The organism is Actinosynnema sp. NPDC002837 (assembly GCF_040295345.1).
Lineage (GTDB): Bacteria > Actinomycetota > Actinomycetes > Mycobacteriales > Pseudonocardiaceae > Actinosynnema.
On record NZ_JBEOVG010000039.1, the window covers coordinates 15845 to 32083 of the forward strand.

Annotated in this window: 11 protein-coding genes; 4 read left to right on the forward strand and 7 right to left on the reverse strand. The window is 72.2% G+C overall.

Features of this window, described 5'->3' with window-relative positions; all coding sequences use genetic code 11:
• Positions 1–188 precede the first annotated feature (188 nt).
• Together pheT and pheS are read right to left on the reverse strand one after the other, a co-directional pair.
• Positions 189–2666, reverse strand: coding sequence for a phenylalanine--tRNA ligase subunit beta (gene pheT / locus ABTZ99_RS24690; RefSeq protein ID WP_498782507.1), 2478 nt, complete (start codon positions 2664–2666; stop codon positions 189–191).
• A gap of 3 nt (positions 2667–2669) precedes the next feature.
• On the reverse strand, positions 2670–3737 hold the full coding sequence (pheS, locus tag ABTZ99_RS24695; RefSeq protein ID WP_499614313.1) for a phenylalanine--tRNA ligase subunit alpha: 1068 nt from the start codon (positions 3735–3737) through the stop codon (positions 2670–2672).
• 683 nt (positions 3738–4420) lie between these two features.
• Between pheS and ABTZ99_RS24700 the strand changes: the two genes are divergently transcribed.
• Both ABTZ99_RS24700 and ABTZ99_RS24705 read left to right on the forward strand, forming a co-directional pair.
• Positions 4421–6190, forward strand: coding sequence for an HSP90 family protein (locus tag ABTZ99_RS24700; RefSeq protein WP_499614316.1), 1770 nt, complete (start codon positions 4421–4423; stop codon positions 6188–6190).
• On the forward strand, positions 6187–8988 hold the full coding sequence (locus ABTZ99_RS24705) for a hypothetical protein (protein WP_499614319.1): 2802 nt from the start codon (positions 6187–6189) through the stop codon (positions 8986–8988). Before ABTZ99_RS24700 ends, ABTZ99_RS24705 begins: the two co-directional genes overlap by 4 nt.
• 402 nt (positions 8989–9390) lie before the next feature.
• Here ABTZ99_RS24705 and ABTZ99_RS24710 read toward each other — a convergent pair whose 3' ends face one another.
• The 4 genes from ABTZ99_RS24710 to infC all read right to left on the reverse strand — a co-directional run bounded on the left by ABTZ99_RS24710 (position 9391) and on the right by infC (position 11598).
• Positions 9391–10239 (reverse strand): TrmH family RNA methyltransferase, encoded by an 849-nt coding sequence (locus ABTZ99_RS24710; RefSeq protein ID WP_498782546.1) that lies wholly within the window; start codon positions 10237–10239, stop codon positions 9391–9393.
• Entirely contained in the window at positions 10236–10625 is a 390-nt protein-coding gene (gene rplT / locus ABTZ99_RS24715) for a 50S ribosomal protein L20 (RefSeq protein ID WP_073892005.1), read from the reverse strand. The genes ABTZ99_RS24710 and rplT overlap by 4 nt, the downstream gene beginning before the upstream one ends.
• A 99-nt stretch (positions 10626–10724) precedes the next feature.
• Positions 10725–10919, reverse strand: a complete 195-nt coding sequence (rpmI, locus tag ABTZ99_RS24720; RefSeq protein ID WP_123746324.1) for a 50S ribosomal protein L35 — start codon at positions 10917–10919, stop codon at positions 10725–10727.
• A 73-nt stretch (positions 10920–10992) separates the two neighbouring features.
• Positions 10993–11598, reverse strand: a complete 606-nt coding sequence (gene infC, locus ABTZ99_RS24725) for a translation initiation factor IF-3 (RefSeq protein ID WP_498782499.1) — start codon at positions 11596–11598, stop codon at positions 10993–10995.
• Between the two features lie 267 nt (positions 11599–11865).
• Between infC and ABTZ99_RS24730 the strand changes: the two genes are divergently transcribed.
• Positions 11866–12216, forward strand: a complete 351-nt coding sequence (locus ABTZ99_RS24730; protein ID WP_053722440.1) for a DUF1844 domain-containing protein — start codon at positions 11866–11868, stop codon at positions 12214–12216.
• 4 nt (positions 12217–12220) lie between these two features.
• Here the strand turns inward: ABTZ99_RS24730 and ABTZ99_RS24735 are convergent, their stop codons facing one another.
• Complete coding sequence (locus tag ABTZ99_RS24735) at positions 12221–14452, reverse strand: ATP-binding protein (RefSeq protein WP_499614324.1); 2232 nt, start codon at positions 14450–14452, stop codon at positions 12221–12223.
• Between the two features lie 245 nt (positions 14453–14697).
• Between ABTZ99_RS24735 and ABTZ99_RS24740 the strand changes: the two genes are divergently transcribed.
• On the forward strand, positions 14698–16227 hold the full coding sequence (locus tag ABTZ99_RS24740) for a S8 family serine peptidase (protein ID WP_499614327.1): 1530 nt from the start codon (positions 14698–14700) through the stop codon (positions 16225–16227).
• Positions 16228–16239 lie beyond the last annotated feature (12 nt).

Consider the following 16239-nt stretch of genomic DNA (forward strand, 5'->3'; position numbering starts at 1 on the left):
AAGCCAATCTTGGAGAACGTTCAACCTGTGCGCAAGGACCTGGCCGGCCCGGAAAGAAAGGCCTTTGGACCTCTTGACACGTCACGCGACCGCGCGTGAACTGCACGTTCTCCGGTATCCGCCACCGGGTGATTCACCCGTGCGGCGTAGTCCCGGACCCGCAGTGGTGCGGATCCGGGACACCGGCCTCAGCCTCTCAGCACGGCGCCGAAGCGCTCCGCCGCGGCGGCCACGGCCGCGTCACGCGCCGCCGTCGCCTCCTCCACGGTCAGCGTGCGGTCCGGCGCCCGGAACCGCAGCGAGTACGCCAGCGACCGCTTGCCCTCGCCGACCTGGTCACCGGTGTAGACGTCGAACAGCCGGATGTCCTCCAGCAACGCCCCACCGCCGCCGCGCAGCACCCGCGCCACCTGCTCGGCGGGCACGTCCGCGGGCACGACCACGGCCACGTCCAGCAGCACCGGCGGGTACGCCGACACCACCGGCGCGGGCCGGTTGTCGCTCAACGGCAGCGCGTCGAGGTCCAGCTCCATCGCCACGGTCCGCTTCGGCAGCCCCAGCGCCTCCACGACCTTCGGGTGCAGCTCGCCCGCGTGGCCCACGGGCCAGTCGCCGACGCGCAGCTCGGCGCACCGGCCGGGGTGCCACGGCGCGAGGTCGGAGGCGACCACGGTCAGCTCCACCCCGTAGGCCTGGCCGACCAGCCGCGCGGCCTGCACCGCGTCCGCCCAGTCCGCCTGCCTGCCCTTGCCCCACCAGCCGGCCCGCTCGCGGTGGCCCGCCAGCACGGCCGCCACGTGCACCGGCTGCTGCGGCAGCGCCGCCAGCAACGACGCCACCTGCGCGTCCGACGGCCGCTCGCCCACGCCCACCTGAGGCACCGGCACCTGCTGCGTGCGCGGCAACGTCACCTGGGCGATCGTGTAGAGCGCGACGTCCTTCTGGCCGCGCGCCAGGTTCCGCTGCACCGTCTCCAGCAGCCCCGGCACCAGCGTGGTGGCCAGCGCGTGCTTGTCCGACTCCAGCGGGTTCAGCACGCTCACCGTGTTGCGGCGCACGTCGCCCTCGGGCAGGCCCAGCTCGTCGAACACCGACGGCGCCACGAACGGAAACGGCTTGACCTCGACGAAACCGCTCTCCGCCAACGCGCGCGACACCGTGCGGCGACGGCGCTGCTGCTCGGTCAACCCGCGACCGGCGGGCGCGGGCGGCAGCGTGGACGGGATCGTGTCGTAGCCCTCCAGCCGCAGCACCTCCTCCACCAGGTCGGCGGGCTGGGTCAGGTCCGAGCGCCACGTCGGCGGGATCGCGGTGACCATGGTCGCGCCGTCGTCGCCCGTGGTGACCTCGACCAGGCAGCCGATCTGGCCGAGCCGGCGCGCGGTCACGCCGCGGGCGTAGTTCACCCCGGCGACCTTGTCGGGCAGGTTGATCGGCATCGACACCGGCTTGGGCTGCGCGGGGACGCCCACGTCCGTGCGGCCGGGCTTGATGCTGCCGTCGCCGAACATGTCCAGCAGCCGTGCCGCGCGCTCCAGTGCGACCGGCGCCAGCGCCGGGTCCACCGTGCGCTCGAACCGCTTCGCCGCCTCGCTGGGCAGCTTGTGCCTGCGCACCGTGCGCGCGATGGACGCCGGGTCCCAGTTAGCCGCTTCCAGCAGGATGTCCGAGCTGGTCGCGGACACCTCGGTGCTCGCGCCGCCCATCACGCCGGCCAGCGAGATCACGCCGGTGTCGTCGGCGATCACGATGTCGTCCGGGTCCAGGGCGCGGACCTGCTCGTCCAGCGTGGTCAGCTTCTCGCCGGCCACCGCGCGCCGCACCACCAGGCCGCCCTTGACCGACGCCGCGTCGAACGCGTGCAGCGGCTGGCCCAGCTCCAGCATCACGTAGTTGGTGACGTCCACCGGCAGGGAGATCGACCGGATGCCCGCCAGCATCAGCCGGCGGCGCATCCACCACGGCGTCGGCGCGGTCGGGTCGACACCGCTGACGCGGCGGGCCACGAACCGGGAGCACGCGCCCTCGTCCTCGATCGCGACCGGCAGGACCTCGCCCTCGCCCTCGGGCACCTCGGCGGTGCCGGGGTCGCGGTAGGGCACGTCGAACGCGCACGCGATCTCGCGGGCCAGGCCGCGCACGGAGAACGCGTAGCCGCGGTCGGGCGTCGGCGCGACCTCGATCACCGTGTCGCCCAGGCCGAGCAGCTCCAGCGCGTCGTCACCGGGCTGCGCGGTGCCGCTGGGCAGCACCATGATCCCCGCGTGGTCGTCGCCGAGGCCCAGCTCGCGGGCCGAGCAGATCATGCCGTTGCTGGTCTTGCCGTAGGTCTTGCGCGCCGAGATGGTGAAGTCGCCGGGCAGCACCGCCCCGGGCAGCGCCACCACGACGGTGTCGCCCTCCTGGAAGTTCGACGCGCCGCAGACGATGCCGTTGACCTGGTCCGGGCCGACCTCGACCTGGCAGTAGCGGATCGGCTTCTTGAACTCGGTCAGCTCCTCGATCTCCACCACGCGACCCGCGACGAGCGGGCCGGTGACGGAGTCGAGCTTGTGGACGTCCTCGACCTCGATGCCGATCCGGACGAACGCCTCGGCGAGCTGCTCGGGCGTGGGCGTCTCGGCGAACTCGAGGTTCTCGACCAGCCAGGTAACCGGAATGCGCACCGGTCAGGCCTCCGTTCCGAATGGCCGGGTGAAGCGGACATCGCCTTCGACCATGTCCCGCATGTCGGGCAGGCCGTTGCGGAACTGCAGCGTGCGCTCCAGGCCCATGCCGAACGCGAACCCCGAGTACACGTCGGGGTCGACGCCGCAGTTGCGCAGCACGTTGGGGTTGACCATGCCGCAGCCGCCCCACTCGACCCAGCCCGCGCCGCCCTTGCGCTCCGGGAACCAGACGTCCACCTCGGCGGACGGCTCGGTGAAGGGGAAGAAGCTGGGGCGCAGGCGGGTCTTGGAGTCCTCGCCGAACATGGCGCGGGCGAACGCGTCGAGCGTGCCCTTCAGGTGCGCCATGGTCAGGCCCTTGTCCACGGCCAGGCCTTCGACCTGGTGGAAGACGGGGGTGTGGGTGGCGTCCAGCTCGTCGGTGCGGAACGTGCGGCCGGGGCACACCACGTACACGGGCAGCTCGCGGTCGAGCAGGGTGCGTGCCTGCACCGGGCTGGTGTGCGTGCGCAGGACCAGGCCGGAGTCGGCGGGCGCCACGTAGAACGTGTCCTGCATGGAGCGCGCCGGGTGGTCCTTGCCGAAGTTCAACGCGTCGAAGTTGAACCACTCGGTCTCCAGCTCCGGGCCCTCGGCGACCTCGTAGCCCATGGCCACGAAGACGTCGCCGATGCGCTCGGCGAGGGTGGAGATCGGGTGGCGGGCGCCGCGGGGCACGCGGTCCCACGGCAGCGTGACGTCGACCGCCTCCTCGCGCAGCACCCGGTCGTCGCGCTCGGCCTGCAGCCGGGCGCGGCGCTCCTCGAACGCGACCTTGACCGCGTTCTGCGCCTCGTTCACCCGCTTGCCCGCCTCCGCCTTCGCGGCCGGTGGCAGCGCGCCGATCTCGCGGCGGGCCAGCAGGACCGGCGAGCGGTCGCCCAGGTGGCTCGGCTTCACGGCGGCGAGCTCGTCGAGGTCGGCCGCCTTCGCGAACGCCTCACGAGCCTGCTCGACCGCCGCGGCGAGCGCTTCCGGGGAGAGCGCCGCGACCTGCTTGGGGTCGTACGGGTCGTTGGCTCCGGACATGGTTGGTGGACAGCTCCCGTCACGGACAACTGGTGGTCAGCCCTCCGCACGGCATGCGGAGCGGCGGGTCGATCCTAGGTGATCGGCCGAACCGGGGGTCCACCGCCGCCCGCCGGGGCCGCGTCACGTGACGTCGCGCTCACCGCGGGCCGCCGCGCCGGGAGCCCGGTGCCGGCCGATGCGCCACGTGACGGCTCACGACCCGGGGTCGTTCGACCGGATGGAGGACCGGCTCGGCCAGGTGACCGCACGACTGGTCGCGACGGGCGGTCACCCCGGACCGGCGGGGGAAGCGCACCCGAGCGGAAGGGTCGCCCACCCGCGTCAGGCGCGCGCCGAGCCGACCGGGGTGCATTCGGGCCGAGCGGTGTGGCGCCTCCGGTCGGGGGCCGGTCCGGTCCGCGTTCGCGATCCGCGTCGACCGGCCACCCGCCGTGCCCGCCGTGCTTACCCTGTGTCGGCCCCCACCCGCCGTGCCCACCCCGCGCCGTGCCCACCCGCGCCGGCCCGGGAGTGTGGCCGACCGCCCCTTCGGTTCCGGGAATTGTCGGTGGGCCGTGGCAGTCTTGACCCCGCGAGCAGGACCCCGGCGGGCGATCAGCGGAAAACCGGGTCACAAGCCGCCGGCACGCCCTTAGAATCGTCCCTCCCCCGTGACCTGACCCGAGGTGAACTCCACTCCCATGGCACACACCTTCGGTGTCGACCTGCGCGGGATCATCGACCTGCTCAGCCACCACCTCTACAGCAGCCCCCGCGTGTACGCGCGCGAGCTGCTGCAGAACGCGGTGGACGCGATCACCGCCCGCCGCGCGCTGCAACCGGACGCGCCGGGCGAGGTCGTGATCGAGCCGGTCGGGTCCTCCGGCGGCACCCTCCGCATCACCGACACCGGCATCGGCCTCACCGAGCGCGAGGTGCACGACCTGCTGTCCACGCTCGGCCGCACGTCCAAGCGCGACGACCTGGGCTTCGCCCGCCAGGGCTTCCTCGGCCAGTTCGGCGTCGGCCTGCTGTCGGCGTTCCTGGTCGCCGAGCGCATCCGGCTCGTCAGCCGCTCGGTCAAGGGCGGCCCCGCGGTGCGGTGGACGGCCGACGCGGCGGGCAACTACGAGGTGGATTTCGTCGGCTCCGCCGACGGCGCGGACTCCGCGATCCCGGTCGGCACCACCATCGAACTGGTGCCCCACCGCGACTCCGAGCACTGGCTCGAGCACGACGTGGTGAAGGCGCTCGTCACCGAGTACGGCGCGCTGCTGCCGGTGACGGTCCGGGTCGGCGACGAGGTCGTCACGCACGGCGAGCTGCCGTGGGTCGAGGACGCGCTGGCGTACGGCGAGAAGGTGCTCGGCGTGCGCCCGTTCGACGCGATCCCGGTCGAGGTGCCCACGGTCGGCCTGCGCGGCGTCGCCTACGTGCTGCCGAGCGGCGTGCACCCCGGCGCCCGCCAGTCGCACCGCGTGTACCTCAAGCGGATGCTCGTCGGCGACTCCATCGAAGGCCTGCTGCCGGAGTGGGCCTACTTCGTGCGCTGCGTGGTCGACTCCACGTCGCTGCGGCCGACCGCGAGCCGCGAGTCGCTCTACCAGGACGAGACGCTGCTGGCCGTGCGCGAGGAGCTGGGCCGCCAGGTCCGCGACTGGCTGGTCCGGCTCGACGCGACCGACCCCGACCGCACCCGGGCCCTGCTCGACGCGCACCACCTGGGCATCAAGTCGCTGGCCAGGGTCGACGACGAGATGCTGCGGCTGGTCGAGCGGTGGCTGCCGTTCGAGACCACCGACGGCCCGCAGTCGCTGCGCCAGTTCCGCCGCAAGCACGGCGCCATCGCGCACGTGCCGGACGTGGACGAGTTCCGCCAGCTCGCGCCGGTCGCGCACGCGCAGGGCATGGGCCTGGTCAACGCGGGCTACGCCTACGACGCGGAGATCATGGAGCGGCTGGTCGCCCTGGACGGACCCACCGCCGCCCGCCGGGTCGCGCCGAGCGAGGTGCTGGCCGCGTTGGGCGACCCGGACGCCGAGCTGGAGCGCGCGTTGCGCGAACGGCTCACCCTGGCCAAGGACGTGCTGGAGCGGCACGACTGCGAGGCCGTGCCGCGCGACTTCGACCCGGGCTCGCTGCCCGCGCTGCTGGTCACGAACGTGGAAGCGGAGCGCAAGCGGGACGCGCAGCAGGTCGGCGAGCAGGCCGACCCGCTGTGGGCGGAGCTGCTGGGCAGCCTGGTCGAGTCGACGTCGGACGCGGCGCAGCGGCTGGTGCTCAACTGCCGCAACCCGCTGGTGCGGCGGCTGGCGCAGCTGACCGACCCGGCGCTGGTGGAGCTGACCGTGGAGTCGCTGTACGTGCACGCACTGCTGCAGGCACGGCGTCCGATGCGCCCGAAGGACACCGCGGCGCTGAACCGCTCGTTCCTGGAACTGCTGGACCGCGCTGTGGGGGATCACCTGTGAACGAGGAGAAGGAAGCCGCCGAGCGGCAGTTCGTCGAGGCCTACCACATGCCCGAGGGCATGGCGCGGCACGAGGCGCTGGAGCGCGCGGCCCGTGCCGCGGACGCCCTCGACCACCTGCCGCTGGCCGTGAGCTGCCGGATCGCGTTGATCCGCTCGGCCTACGACCTCGGCCGCTACGACCTGATGCTGGCCCCGTTCGCCTGGTGCGGCACGGCCGAGCAGCGCGACCCCACGGCGTTCGACGAGTGGGAGACGCACAGCTACGACTGGGCGCACAAGTGGATCGTCAGCGGCCTGATCGCGGACCCGAGGTTCACGCTGGCGCAGATCGGGTCGTTCGTCGACCAGCTCGCCGAGCGCTACCAGCGGCTCGGGTACTCGATGCAGCCGGTGCACGGCGCGCGGGCCGACGTGGCCGCGCACGTCGGCGACGACGAGGCGTACCGGGAGCACTTCGCGAAGTACCTGGCGATGGACCGCGGCCCGATGAGCGACTGCGAGGCGTGCGTCGTCGAGGAGCAGGCCGGGCACCTGATCCGGCAGGGCAGGCACGCCGAGGCCGTCGCGCACGCCGAGCACCAGTTGGAGCAGGACACCGGCTGCGCCACCCAGCCGCAGGGCATCCTGACCACGTTGACGCCCGCGTTCGTGGCGCTCGGCGACGTGGACCGGGCCCGGCAGGCGCACGTGGTGGCGTACCGGCTGGTGCGCGACGACCTGGTCGGCGGCTACCTGGACGACCACCTGGAGTTCTGCGCGACGTCGGGCAACGTGCGGCGCGGCGTGGAGCTGCTGCGCGGCCACCTGCACCGGGTGCACCACTCCACCAGCCCGTCACGGGCCATGCACTTCGCAGCGGGCGCGGCGCTGCTGCTCAGCCGGGTGTCGGCGGACGAGGAGTTCGCCGTGCCGCGGGACGGGCGGACGACCGTGCTGACCGCGCCGGAGCTGCGCGAGCTGCTCCAGGCGCAGGCGCTGGAGATCGCGGCGAAGTTCGACGAGCGCAACGGCAGTGACGCGGTGAGCACCCGCATCCGGCGGACGCTGGCCGCGCCGGACACGATCCCCGTGGCGCTGGCGGTGCCGGTCGCGTCCACGCCCGCTCCCGTGGTGGACGAGGACGACCCGGTGGCGGTCGCCGACCCCGTCGAGCTGGCGCAACAGCTGTGCGACGCGTTCGACAGCGGCGAGTTCATCACCGGCATGCGGCTGCTGAGGTCGTTGCCGGAGGACATGGACCCGTTGCTGCCCGAGACGTTGGGCGCGCTGGTCGCGGCGCGGCGGGCGATCGTGAGCGCGCACGTGCGGCCGAAGGCGGAGGTGCTGGCCGAGCTGGACGTCGCGGTCGAGCGGCTGGTCACGTGCGGCGAGCACGACCTGGCCAACCGGTTCCGGGCGCGTGGCGCGGGGCTGCGCGCCGAGGACGACGGGCCGGCCGAGGCCATCGCGGCGGCGCGCACGTGCCTGGCCGAGGCGGAGGTCGCGGGCACCCCGTACACGCGGGTGCTGACCAGGCTGCTGCTCGCGGACCTGCTGGCGGACGAGGACGAGACCGACGAGCTGGACGCGTTGACCGCGGAGGCGTTGGAGCTGGCGCGGGCCGAGGTCCCGGAGCTGGTGGCGCGGGCGCGCTGCGACCGGGCCCAGCACCTGGCCGGCACCGGTCACCTGGACGAGGCGCACGCCGAGGTCGTGGCCGTGCTGTCGGACGCGCCGACGGCCTCGGTGCGGTTCGACGCGCTGCGCCTGCTGCTGAAGATCCAGACCGTGCGCGGCGAGGAGGACGCGGTGCGCGTCGCCGCCGAGTTCGTCGGCGCGTTCAGCACGCCGCGCGGACCGTGGACGGCCGAGGCGCACCGGCAGCGGGTGGCGTCGGTCGAACGGCTGGGGCTGGAGGCCGAGCACCTGGCCGAACTGCGTGAGGCGGTCGCGATCGGGCACGAGGTCGGCGTGCCGGACGACGTGGCGAAGGCGTGCTACGCGCTGGCCGGCGGATACCTGAAGGCGGGCCGTTTCGTCGAGGCCGCCGAAGCCCTGGAAGAGGCCGTGCGCGTGATCGACGGCGGCGAGGTGGACCCGGACATCGTCGTCCCCGTCCGCTACCGGCTGGGTCAGGTGTGCGCCCGGCTGGACGAGACCGAGGCCGCCCGCCGTCACCTGGAAGTGGCCCTGGGCCTCGTGCCGGCCGACGAGCCGTGGCGGCGTGCCATGGTCTTGGACGTCCTGGCGGGCGTCCTGCGCCGCCTCGACCTGCCGCTGGAAGCCGCGTCCGCCTACCAGGGCGCCGCGGCCGCGTGGCAGGAGGTGTCGGAACCGGCCGAAGCCGCGGGCTCCCTGGTCGAGGCCGCCGCCGCGCTGCCGAACGAAGAGGCCGCCGAGTGCGCCACCACCCTGACCGAGGCGGAACAACTCCTGCCCGCCGTCGAGGACCCCGACCACCGCACCCACCTGACCGCGCGGATCGCCGCGATCCGGGCGTTCCTGCACGTCCAGGCGGGTGAACACGCGGCGGCGATCGAGCAGAACGGCATCGCCGAGGAGCTGGCCGCCCAACTGGGCGACTCGGACTGGCAGACGTTCCTGGTGGCCCGGGGCGCGAGGTTCCTCCTGGAGTCCGGAGATGCGGCCAACGCGGAAGCCGAAACCCGCCGGGCCGGCACCCTGCTGACCGACGAGACCCCGCCGCAGATCCTCGGCGACATCGCGAACGTGCTCGAGCAAGCTCTCCGAACCCAGTCCAAACCGACCTCGGGAGACCCCCTACTCCGCACCCTCACCACCCGCCTGGACACCTGACGATTCGGCGTGCTGACCACCAAACCCGCTGGTCAGCACGCCGCCACCGCTTCGGCACAAATGTCAACCATGATCACCAGATCGAGCGAATCACCGTTCTGGCGAGAACCAAAATCGAACTCGCGCGTCGCCTAGAACAAGAAGGAGGCCGGCCAAGGCACCAGCACCACGTGCCCCAACCACCCACCACCGGCCTCACCACCACCAGCCACCAGTCACCGGCCACACCGAACCGTCGCCAGCCGACCCCACCGAGCCAGCCGCGCCGCGCCGCGTGAGACCGCCGAGCCATCGCCGGCCGCTGGCAACCCTCACCCGGCAGAACCACCGAGCAACACCACCGAACAGAACCGCAGAGCAGTCAGCCGAGCCGTCCCGCGAGCAGTCAGCCGAGCCGTCTCGTCAGACCCGCTGAGCGCGAGCGGAAGCGTAGAGGCACACCGCTGCGGCGGTCGCGAGGTTGAGGCTCTCCGCCTCGCCGTAGATCGGCACCTTCAGCGAAGCGTCCAAGCTCGCCACGACCTCGTCCGGCAACCCGTGCGCCTCGCTGCCGAAGACCCACCCGGTCGGCGCCGCGAGATCACCGCGCAGGTCGGCCGTCACCAGGTCCTCCGGCGCGTACCCGTCCGCCGCGACCAGCCGCAGCCCCGCCTCCCGGCACGCCGCGAACGCCGCATCCGCGTCCCGCACCCGCGCGATCGGCAGGTGGAACACGCTGCCCGTGGACGCGCGCACGCACTTGCCGTTGTGCGGGTCGACCGCGTCGCCCGCGAAGATCACCGCGTCGGCACCCGCCGCGTCGGCCACGCGCACCACCGTGCCGGCGTTGCCGGGGTCCGCCACGCCGTGCAGCACGGCCACCAGCCGCACGCCCGGCGAGAGCGCCTCCGCCACCGGCACGTCGACCAGCGAGCACACGGCGACGATGCCCTGCGGCGTCACGGTCTCCGACAGCGCGGCGGCGGCCTTGTCGGTCACGGGGCTGACGGGCACGCCGGCGTCGACCGCGGCGTGCACCAGCGAACCGTTGCGGGTGGTGGCGTCGGCGGTGACGAAGAGTTCGTGCACCCGGCCGCGCCCGGCTGCCGCCCAGGCCAGGGCCTCGCGCACGGCCTGCGCGCCCTCGGCGAGGAACCGTTCGGCGCGATCACGGCCGGAACGCCTGGTCAGCCGCTTAGCGGCAACGACCCGGGGTGTCCGTTCGGTAAACGGAGCATCCCCGGGTCGTGGTGCGCGATCGTCCGCGCTCAGGCCTTGTCCTCGACGGGCGCGTTCACGTCGCTCGGCAGGGCGGCGCGAGCGGCCTCGACCAGCGCGGTGAACGCGCCGGGGTCGCTGACGGCCAGCTCGGCGAGGATCTTGCGGTCCACCTCGATGCCGGCGAGCCGCAGGCCCTGGATGAAGCGGTTGTACGTCATGCCGTTGGCGCGGACACCGGCGTTGATGCGCTGGATCCACAGCTTCCGGAAGTCACCCTTGCGGGCGCGGCGGTCCCGGTAGGCGTAGTTGAGCGAGTGGAGCACCTGCTCCTTGGCCTTGCGGTACAGCCTCGAACGCTGGCCGCGGTAGCCGCTGGCGAGCTCAAGGGTGGTACGGCGCTTCTTCTGGGCGTTCACTGCCCTTTTGACGCGTGCCACGGGTCCATCCTGTCGATCTCGTGGGGCCGGTGGGGGCCGACCCCGGTGTTCAAGGGGGTGAAGGTCTTAGGCCTCGGAGGCTCGGACGGCCTCGGACGTTCAGAGGCCGAGCAGCTTCTTCAGCCGCGGCACGTCGTTCTTCGCGACCTCGGTCGTGCCGGCGAGACGACGCGTCAGCTTGCTGGACTTCTTCTCCAGCAGGTGGCGCTTGCCGGCCTTCTCGCGGACGAGCTTGCCGCTGCCGGTGACCTTCACGCGCTTGGAGGTCCCGCTGTGGCTCTTGTTCTTGGGCATTTCCGTCCTCAGTCTCGTGCAGCCACCGGGGATGGGGGCGGCCATGCTTGCTCCCGGCCCGGAGGCCGGGAGATCACTCTTCGACAGACTCGTCCGTCGCCTCGTCGGCGCTGTCGTTCTTGATCGGACGGGTCTTCGTGGTCTTGTGCGGCGCCAACACCATGATCATGTTGCGGCCGTCCTGCTTCGGGTTCGACTCGACGAACCCCAGCTCGGCGACGTCCTCGGCGAGCCTCTGCAGCAGTCGGTAACCCAGTTCCGGCCGGGACTGCTCACGGCCGCGGAACATGATGGTCACCTTGACCTTGTTCCCGTGCGACAGGAAGCGGGCCACGTGGCCCTTCTTCGTCAGGTAGTCGTGCGGGTCGATCTTCGGCCGGAGCTTCTGCTCCTTGATGACCGTCAGCTGCTGGTTGCGGCGCGATTCACGGGCCTTCTGCGCGCTCTCGTACTTGAACTTGCCGTAGTCCATGAGCTTGCAGACCGGCGGCCGAGCCTGTGCGGCGACCTCGACGAGGTCGAGATCCGATTCCTGGGCGAGTCGGAGCGCGTCCTCGATGCGAACGATCCCGACCTGCTCGCCGTTCGGCCCGACCAGACGAACCTCGGGCACGCGGATGCGGTCGTTGATGCGCGGCTCGGTGCTCACCGGAGCACCTCGGTTCGAGGGACTTGTCATTCACGTCCTTTGTGACTCGTTGTGCGCCAAAGACAAGAGGCCCCACACCTGCCCGGTGTGAGGCCCGCTTCCTACCGATCGCACAACGAAGGGCGCAGTCGACCCTTCGATGGACCGGACCCGGCCACCTGCACGAAGCGGCAGACTCGGGTGGGAGCGGGGCTCCACTTGCCGTCCCCACACGTGTGGGGACTGGTCGCGCGGAGAATAGTAGCAGATGGCCTTGTCAACCCCCGAATCGGCGACCGGTCGGGGGCGGTTGCGAGAATGGCTCCCGTGACCGACCTGCCTTCGAACAACGTCCGCGACCTGTCCGATGTTCCCAGCGTCGAGGTGATCAGCAAGGCGGCGATCATGCTGCTCTCCTCCGCCGCCGAGCGCCTCGGCCTGGCCGACGAAGACCCCGAGCACAGCCCTCGCCGCGACCTCGACGAGGCACGCCGCCTGATCACCGCGCTGGCCGGCCTGGTCACCGCGTCCGCCGAGTACCTGGGCCCGCACGCCGGGCCGCTGCGCGAGGGGTTGCAGTCCGTGCAACGGGCGTTCCGCGAGGCGTCGGCGTACCCGGACGAGCCGGGCCAGGGCCCCGGCGAGAAGTACACCGGCCCCGTGTACTGACAGCTCATTCCCCGGGCCCCGGTTCGCCCAGTTCGGCGAGCGCGTTGGCCTCTTCGCGGCGGTTGCCGATCGCCCTGGCCAGGTCCAGCGCCTCCTCGAGCAGCTCCCGGGCGACGTCGGCGTTGCCGAGCTGCCGCTGCACCGCGCCGAGGTGCACGAGGGCGGTGGCCTCGCCTTGGCGGTCGCCGATCTCACGGTGCGACCGCAAGGCCTGGTCGAGGTGTGTCAGCGCCTCTTCCGGCTCACCCGCGACCCGGTGGGCGATGCCGATGCCCGAACGCGTCCAGGCCTCGTCGTAGCGGTCGCCGAGTTCGCGGTTGACGAGGAGGGCTTCGCCCAGGTGTCGCAGGGCCGCCGGGACGTCGCCGGTGAGCCGGTAGTGGACGACGCCGATGTGGACCAGTGCGCCGGCCACCCCTCGTCGGTCGCCCACCTGCGCGAACAGGGCAAAGGCGCGTTGCAAGGACGCGAGGGCGGCTGTCCGTTCGCCCTGTTGGAGGTGCACGACCCCGATCCGACCGAGCGCCTCGGCTTCTCCGTGGAGGTCGCCCAGTTCCACGAAGATCCTGCGCGCCCGCTCCAGGTGGGCGGACGCATCGGCGTAGTTCCCCTCTTGTTGGCTCGCGCCACCGAGGTAGGTGAACGACAGGGCGATGCCCCGCTGGTCGTGGGCGTCGGGCGAGATCCGGAGCGCCCGGGTGAGCGCCGCTCGCGCGGCCGGGTAGTCGCCTTGTTGGAGGTGGACCGTGCCGAGGTTGAGCAACATGCCGCGCTGTGCCGACAGCTCACCGTGCGCCTCGGCCGCCTCGATCGCGGCCGTGTGGATTGCCGGCACTTCCTCACTGTCTCCGCAGATGCACAGGACATGCCCGATCTCGGCGACGATCGACCAGGCGTAGGGCTTCACGTCGTGGGCCGACGCGTAGCGCACGCAGGAGACCAGGTTGGGCAGCTCCGACCTGAACCACTGGATGGCACTGGAGTAGTCGGTCGGCTCCGCGTGACGCCGCCCGTCGTCTTCGGGCGTGTCGTCCCGAGGTGTGCTGATCGGTGTGGGGATGAGTCGTGCTGCTGCCTGTGCCCTGCGGAAGAGGTCTTCGAGGAGACGGCGGACGGACAGAGCGCGGTCGGCCTCGTCGTCGTGCTCTCGGCCGAGCTCGCGGGCGAACTCGCGGACGAGGTCGTGCATCCGGTAACGGCCCGGTCGGTGTTCTTCGAGCAGGTGGCGGTCGAAGAGGTGGTCGAGGAGTCGCTGCGCGGTGGCGTGGTCGAGCGAGCGCAGCGCGGCGGCCGAGTGCGCGGAGATGTCGGGTCCAGGGTGCAAGGCCAGTGCGCGGAACAGCTCCTGCGCAGGTGGCGTGAGGTCCCGGTACGACAGCTGGAACGCCGTGGCCACGTGAGCGTCCTCCCCCTGAAGTCCGAGCACGGCGACCGCGTCGGTGAGTTTGGTGTCGAGTTCCGCGACGCTCCAGGCGCTGTGCTTGCGGAGCCAGGCGGCGGCGATGGTGATCGCCAACGGGAGGTGGCCGCAGTTGCGGACCAGGTGGAGGGTGTCGGGTCGGATCGCCGGGGTCGGAGGGAGTCCGGCGCACTTCGCGAAGAGGTCGGCCGCTTCCCGCACGGGCAGGGTGCGGAGGGAGAGCGTGGTCACGCCGTCCGCGACACCGATCCTCCGTCGGCTGGTGACCAGGCACCGGGACATCCCCGTTCCGGGCAGCAGCGGTCTGGCGTCGGCGAAGCGCACGACGTTGTCCAGGACGATCAGGAGCTTCCGGGGAGCGAGCAACGAGCGCCACAGCGCCACCCTGGCTTCGAGTGATCGGGGGATGGTGCGGGGCGGCACGTGGAGCGTCTCCAACAGGATGCCGAGCGCTTCACCGGTGCTCAGCGGTGACTGCCCGGCGGTGTAGCCGCGCATGTCGAGGTACACCTGACCGTCCGGGTAGCGCTGGGCCAGTTCGTGCGCGGCGTGCACCACCAGGGCGCTCTTGCCGACGCCGGGCATGCCGTCCACCACGAGCACGGGCGGTGTACCAATGGTGTCGGCACAGATCCGGGCGAGGTCGTCGTGGCGGTCGGTGAAGGTGGGCGTGCGGGGCGGGAGGTTCCGGGGGACGGGTAGTGGATGCGGGTGGTGGACGCTGATGCCGCCCTTCACCACGCCGACCTGGACGACGGTGCCGATGGTGTCGGCGGTCGACGTGTTCCGCACCGTCGGCTCGGGTTGGCGCACCACGGCTGCGACACCTCCGGATCGCCGCGTGAGTCACCTGAGGGTCGCGCAGTCGGGCGGGCGGCACGGCCGCCGGCGGTGGGGTTTCACCCGTTGGTCGGTGCTGTTCCCCGCACGATTGCGTGTCCGCTGCCCGATGCCGAAGGGTTGCTTTGCGGGGAGGTGGAGGTTCGGCACGTGGGCGTGCCAGGGTCGGAGGGGTTCGCGCGAACTCCTGATCCTCGACCCTGCACGAGGGAGAACCCCACATGGGAGAGTTACGCGCGCCCTGGATTCGATCAGTCCGAGCGGTCGGTGTCGGTGCGTCGGTGGTGTTGGCGGCGGTGTTGGGCGTGGCGCCCGCGCAGGCCGCCGAGCCGCAGATCCGCGACGCCGGTGGCCCGACGGCCGTTCCGGGCAGCTACATCGTGGTGTTGGAGGACGGCGCCGGCGCGGACGTGCTGGCGGCGAAGGTGGGCGCCCACGTCACCCACCGGTACCGGTCGGCGTTGAACGGTTTCGCGGCGACCATGAGCGAACGGGCGGCGAAGCGGTTGGCGGCCGACCCGGCGGTGGCCTACGTCGCGCAGGACCAGCGGGTGGAGGCCCTGGCGGACCAGCCGAACCCGCCGTCGTGGGGCCTGGACCGCGTCGACCAGCGCGACCTGCCCCTGAACGCGAACTACGGCTACGCGACCACGGCGGGCAACGTGCACGCCTACATCATCGACACCGGCATCCGCGCCACGCACGCGGACTTCGGCGGCCGGGCGACCTTCGACGCCAACACCACCGGTGACGGCAACAACACGGACTGCAACGGTCACGGCACGCACGTCGCGGGCACGGTCGGCGGCGCGGCGCACGGTGTGGCGAAGGCCGTCCGGCTGCACGGCGTGAAGGTGCTCACGTGCTCCGGTTCGGGCACGATCGCGGGCGTCGTCGCCGGGGTGGACTGGGTCACGGCGAACGCGCTGAAGCCGGCCGTGGCGAACATGAGCCTCGGCGGCGGCGCGAACGACACGCTGGACGCGGCCGTGCGCCGGTCCATCGCGTCGGGCGTCACGTACGCCGTCGCGTCGGGCAACTCGAACGCCAACGCGTGCTCGTACTCACCCGCCCGGGTGGCGGAGGCGATCACGGTCAACGCCTCGGACAGCTCCGACGCGAGGGCGACGTTCTCGAACTGGGGCACGTGCACGGACGTGTTCGCGCCGGGCGTGGGCATCACGTCGGCGTGGAGCACGGGTGACACCGCCACGAACACGATCAGCGGGACGTCGATGGCGTCGCCGCACGTGGCGGGCGCCGCCGCGCTGGTCCTGGCGGGTAATCCGGGCGCGTCGCCGCAGCAGGTCCGGGACGCCTTGGTGTCCGCCGCGACGCCGAACAAGGTGGGCAACCCGGGCACGGGCTCGCCGAACGCGCTGCTGTTCACGGGTTCCGCGCCGCCGCCGCAGCCGGGCGCCGACACGCTGGTCCGGGGCGAGGGCCTGCGGGCGGGGCAGGCCAAGGTGTCCCAGGACGGCCGGTTCACGCTGGTCATGCAGGGTGACGGCAACCTGGTGCTGTACACGGCGGCCGGTCAGGCGCTGTGGCACACGAACACGCACGGCACGGGCGCGGCGTACGTGGTCCTCCAGCACGACGGCAACCTGGTGATCTACACGGAGGCCGGTCAGCCGGTGTGGCACACGAACACGCACGGCACGGCGGCCGACCGGCTGATCGTGCAGAACGACTCGAACGTGGTGCTCTACGGTCCGACGGGCCAGGTCTTCTGGCACCGGATGGCGTGATCGCGACGTGAC

Excerpts from the sequence above, each read along its gene's own strand:
- ABTZ99_RS24700 (WP_499614316.1), top strand. The coding sequence starts at position 4,421 with ATGGCACACACCTTCGGTGTCGACCTGCGCGGGATCATCGACCTGCTC.
- pheS (WP_499614313.1), bottom strand. The coding sequence starts at position 3,737 with ATGTCCGGAGCCAACGACCCGTACGACCCCAAGCAGGTCGCGGCGCTC.
- ABTZ99_RS24740 (WP_499614327.1), top strand. The coding sequence starts at position 14,698 with ATGGGAGAGTTACGCGCGCCCTGGATTCGATCAGTCCGAGCGGTCGGT.
- ABTZ99_RS24730 (WP_053722440.1), top strand. The coding sequence starts at position 11,866 with ATGGCTCCCGTGACCGACCTGCCTTCGAACAACGTCCGCGACCTGTCC.
- infC (WP_498782499.1), bottom strand. The coding sequence starts at position 11,598 with ATGACAAGTCCCTCGAACCGAGGTGCTCCGGTGAGCACCGAGCCGCGC.
- rpmI (WP_123746324.1), bottom strand. The coding sequence starts at position 10,919 with ATGCCCAAGAACAAGAGCCACAGCGGGACCTCCAAGCGCGTGAAGGTC.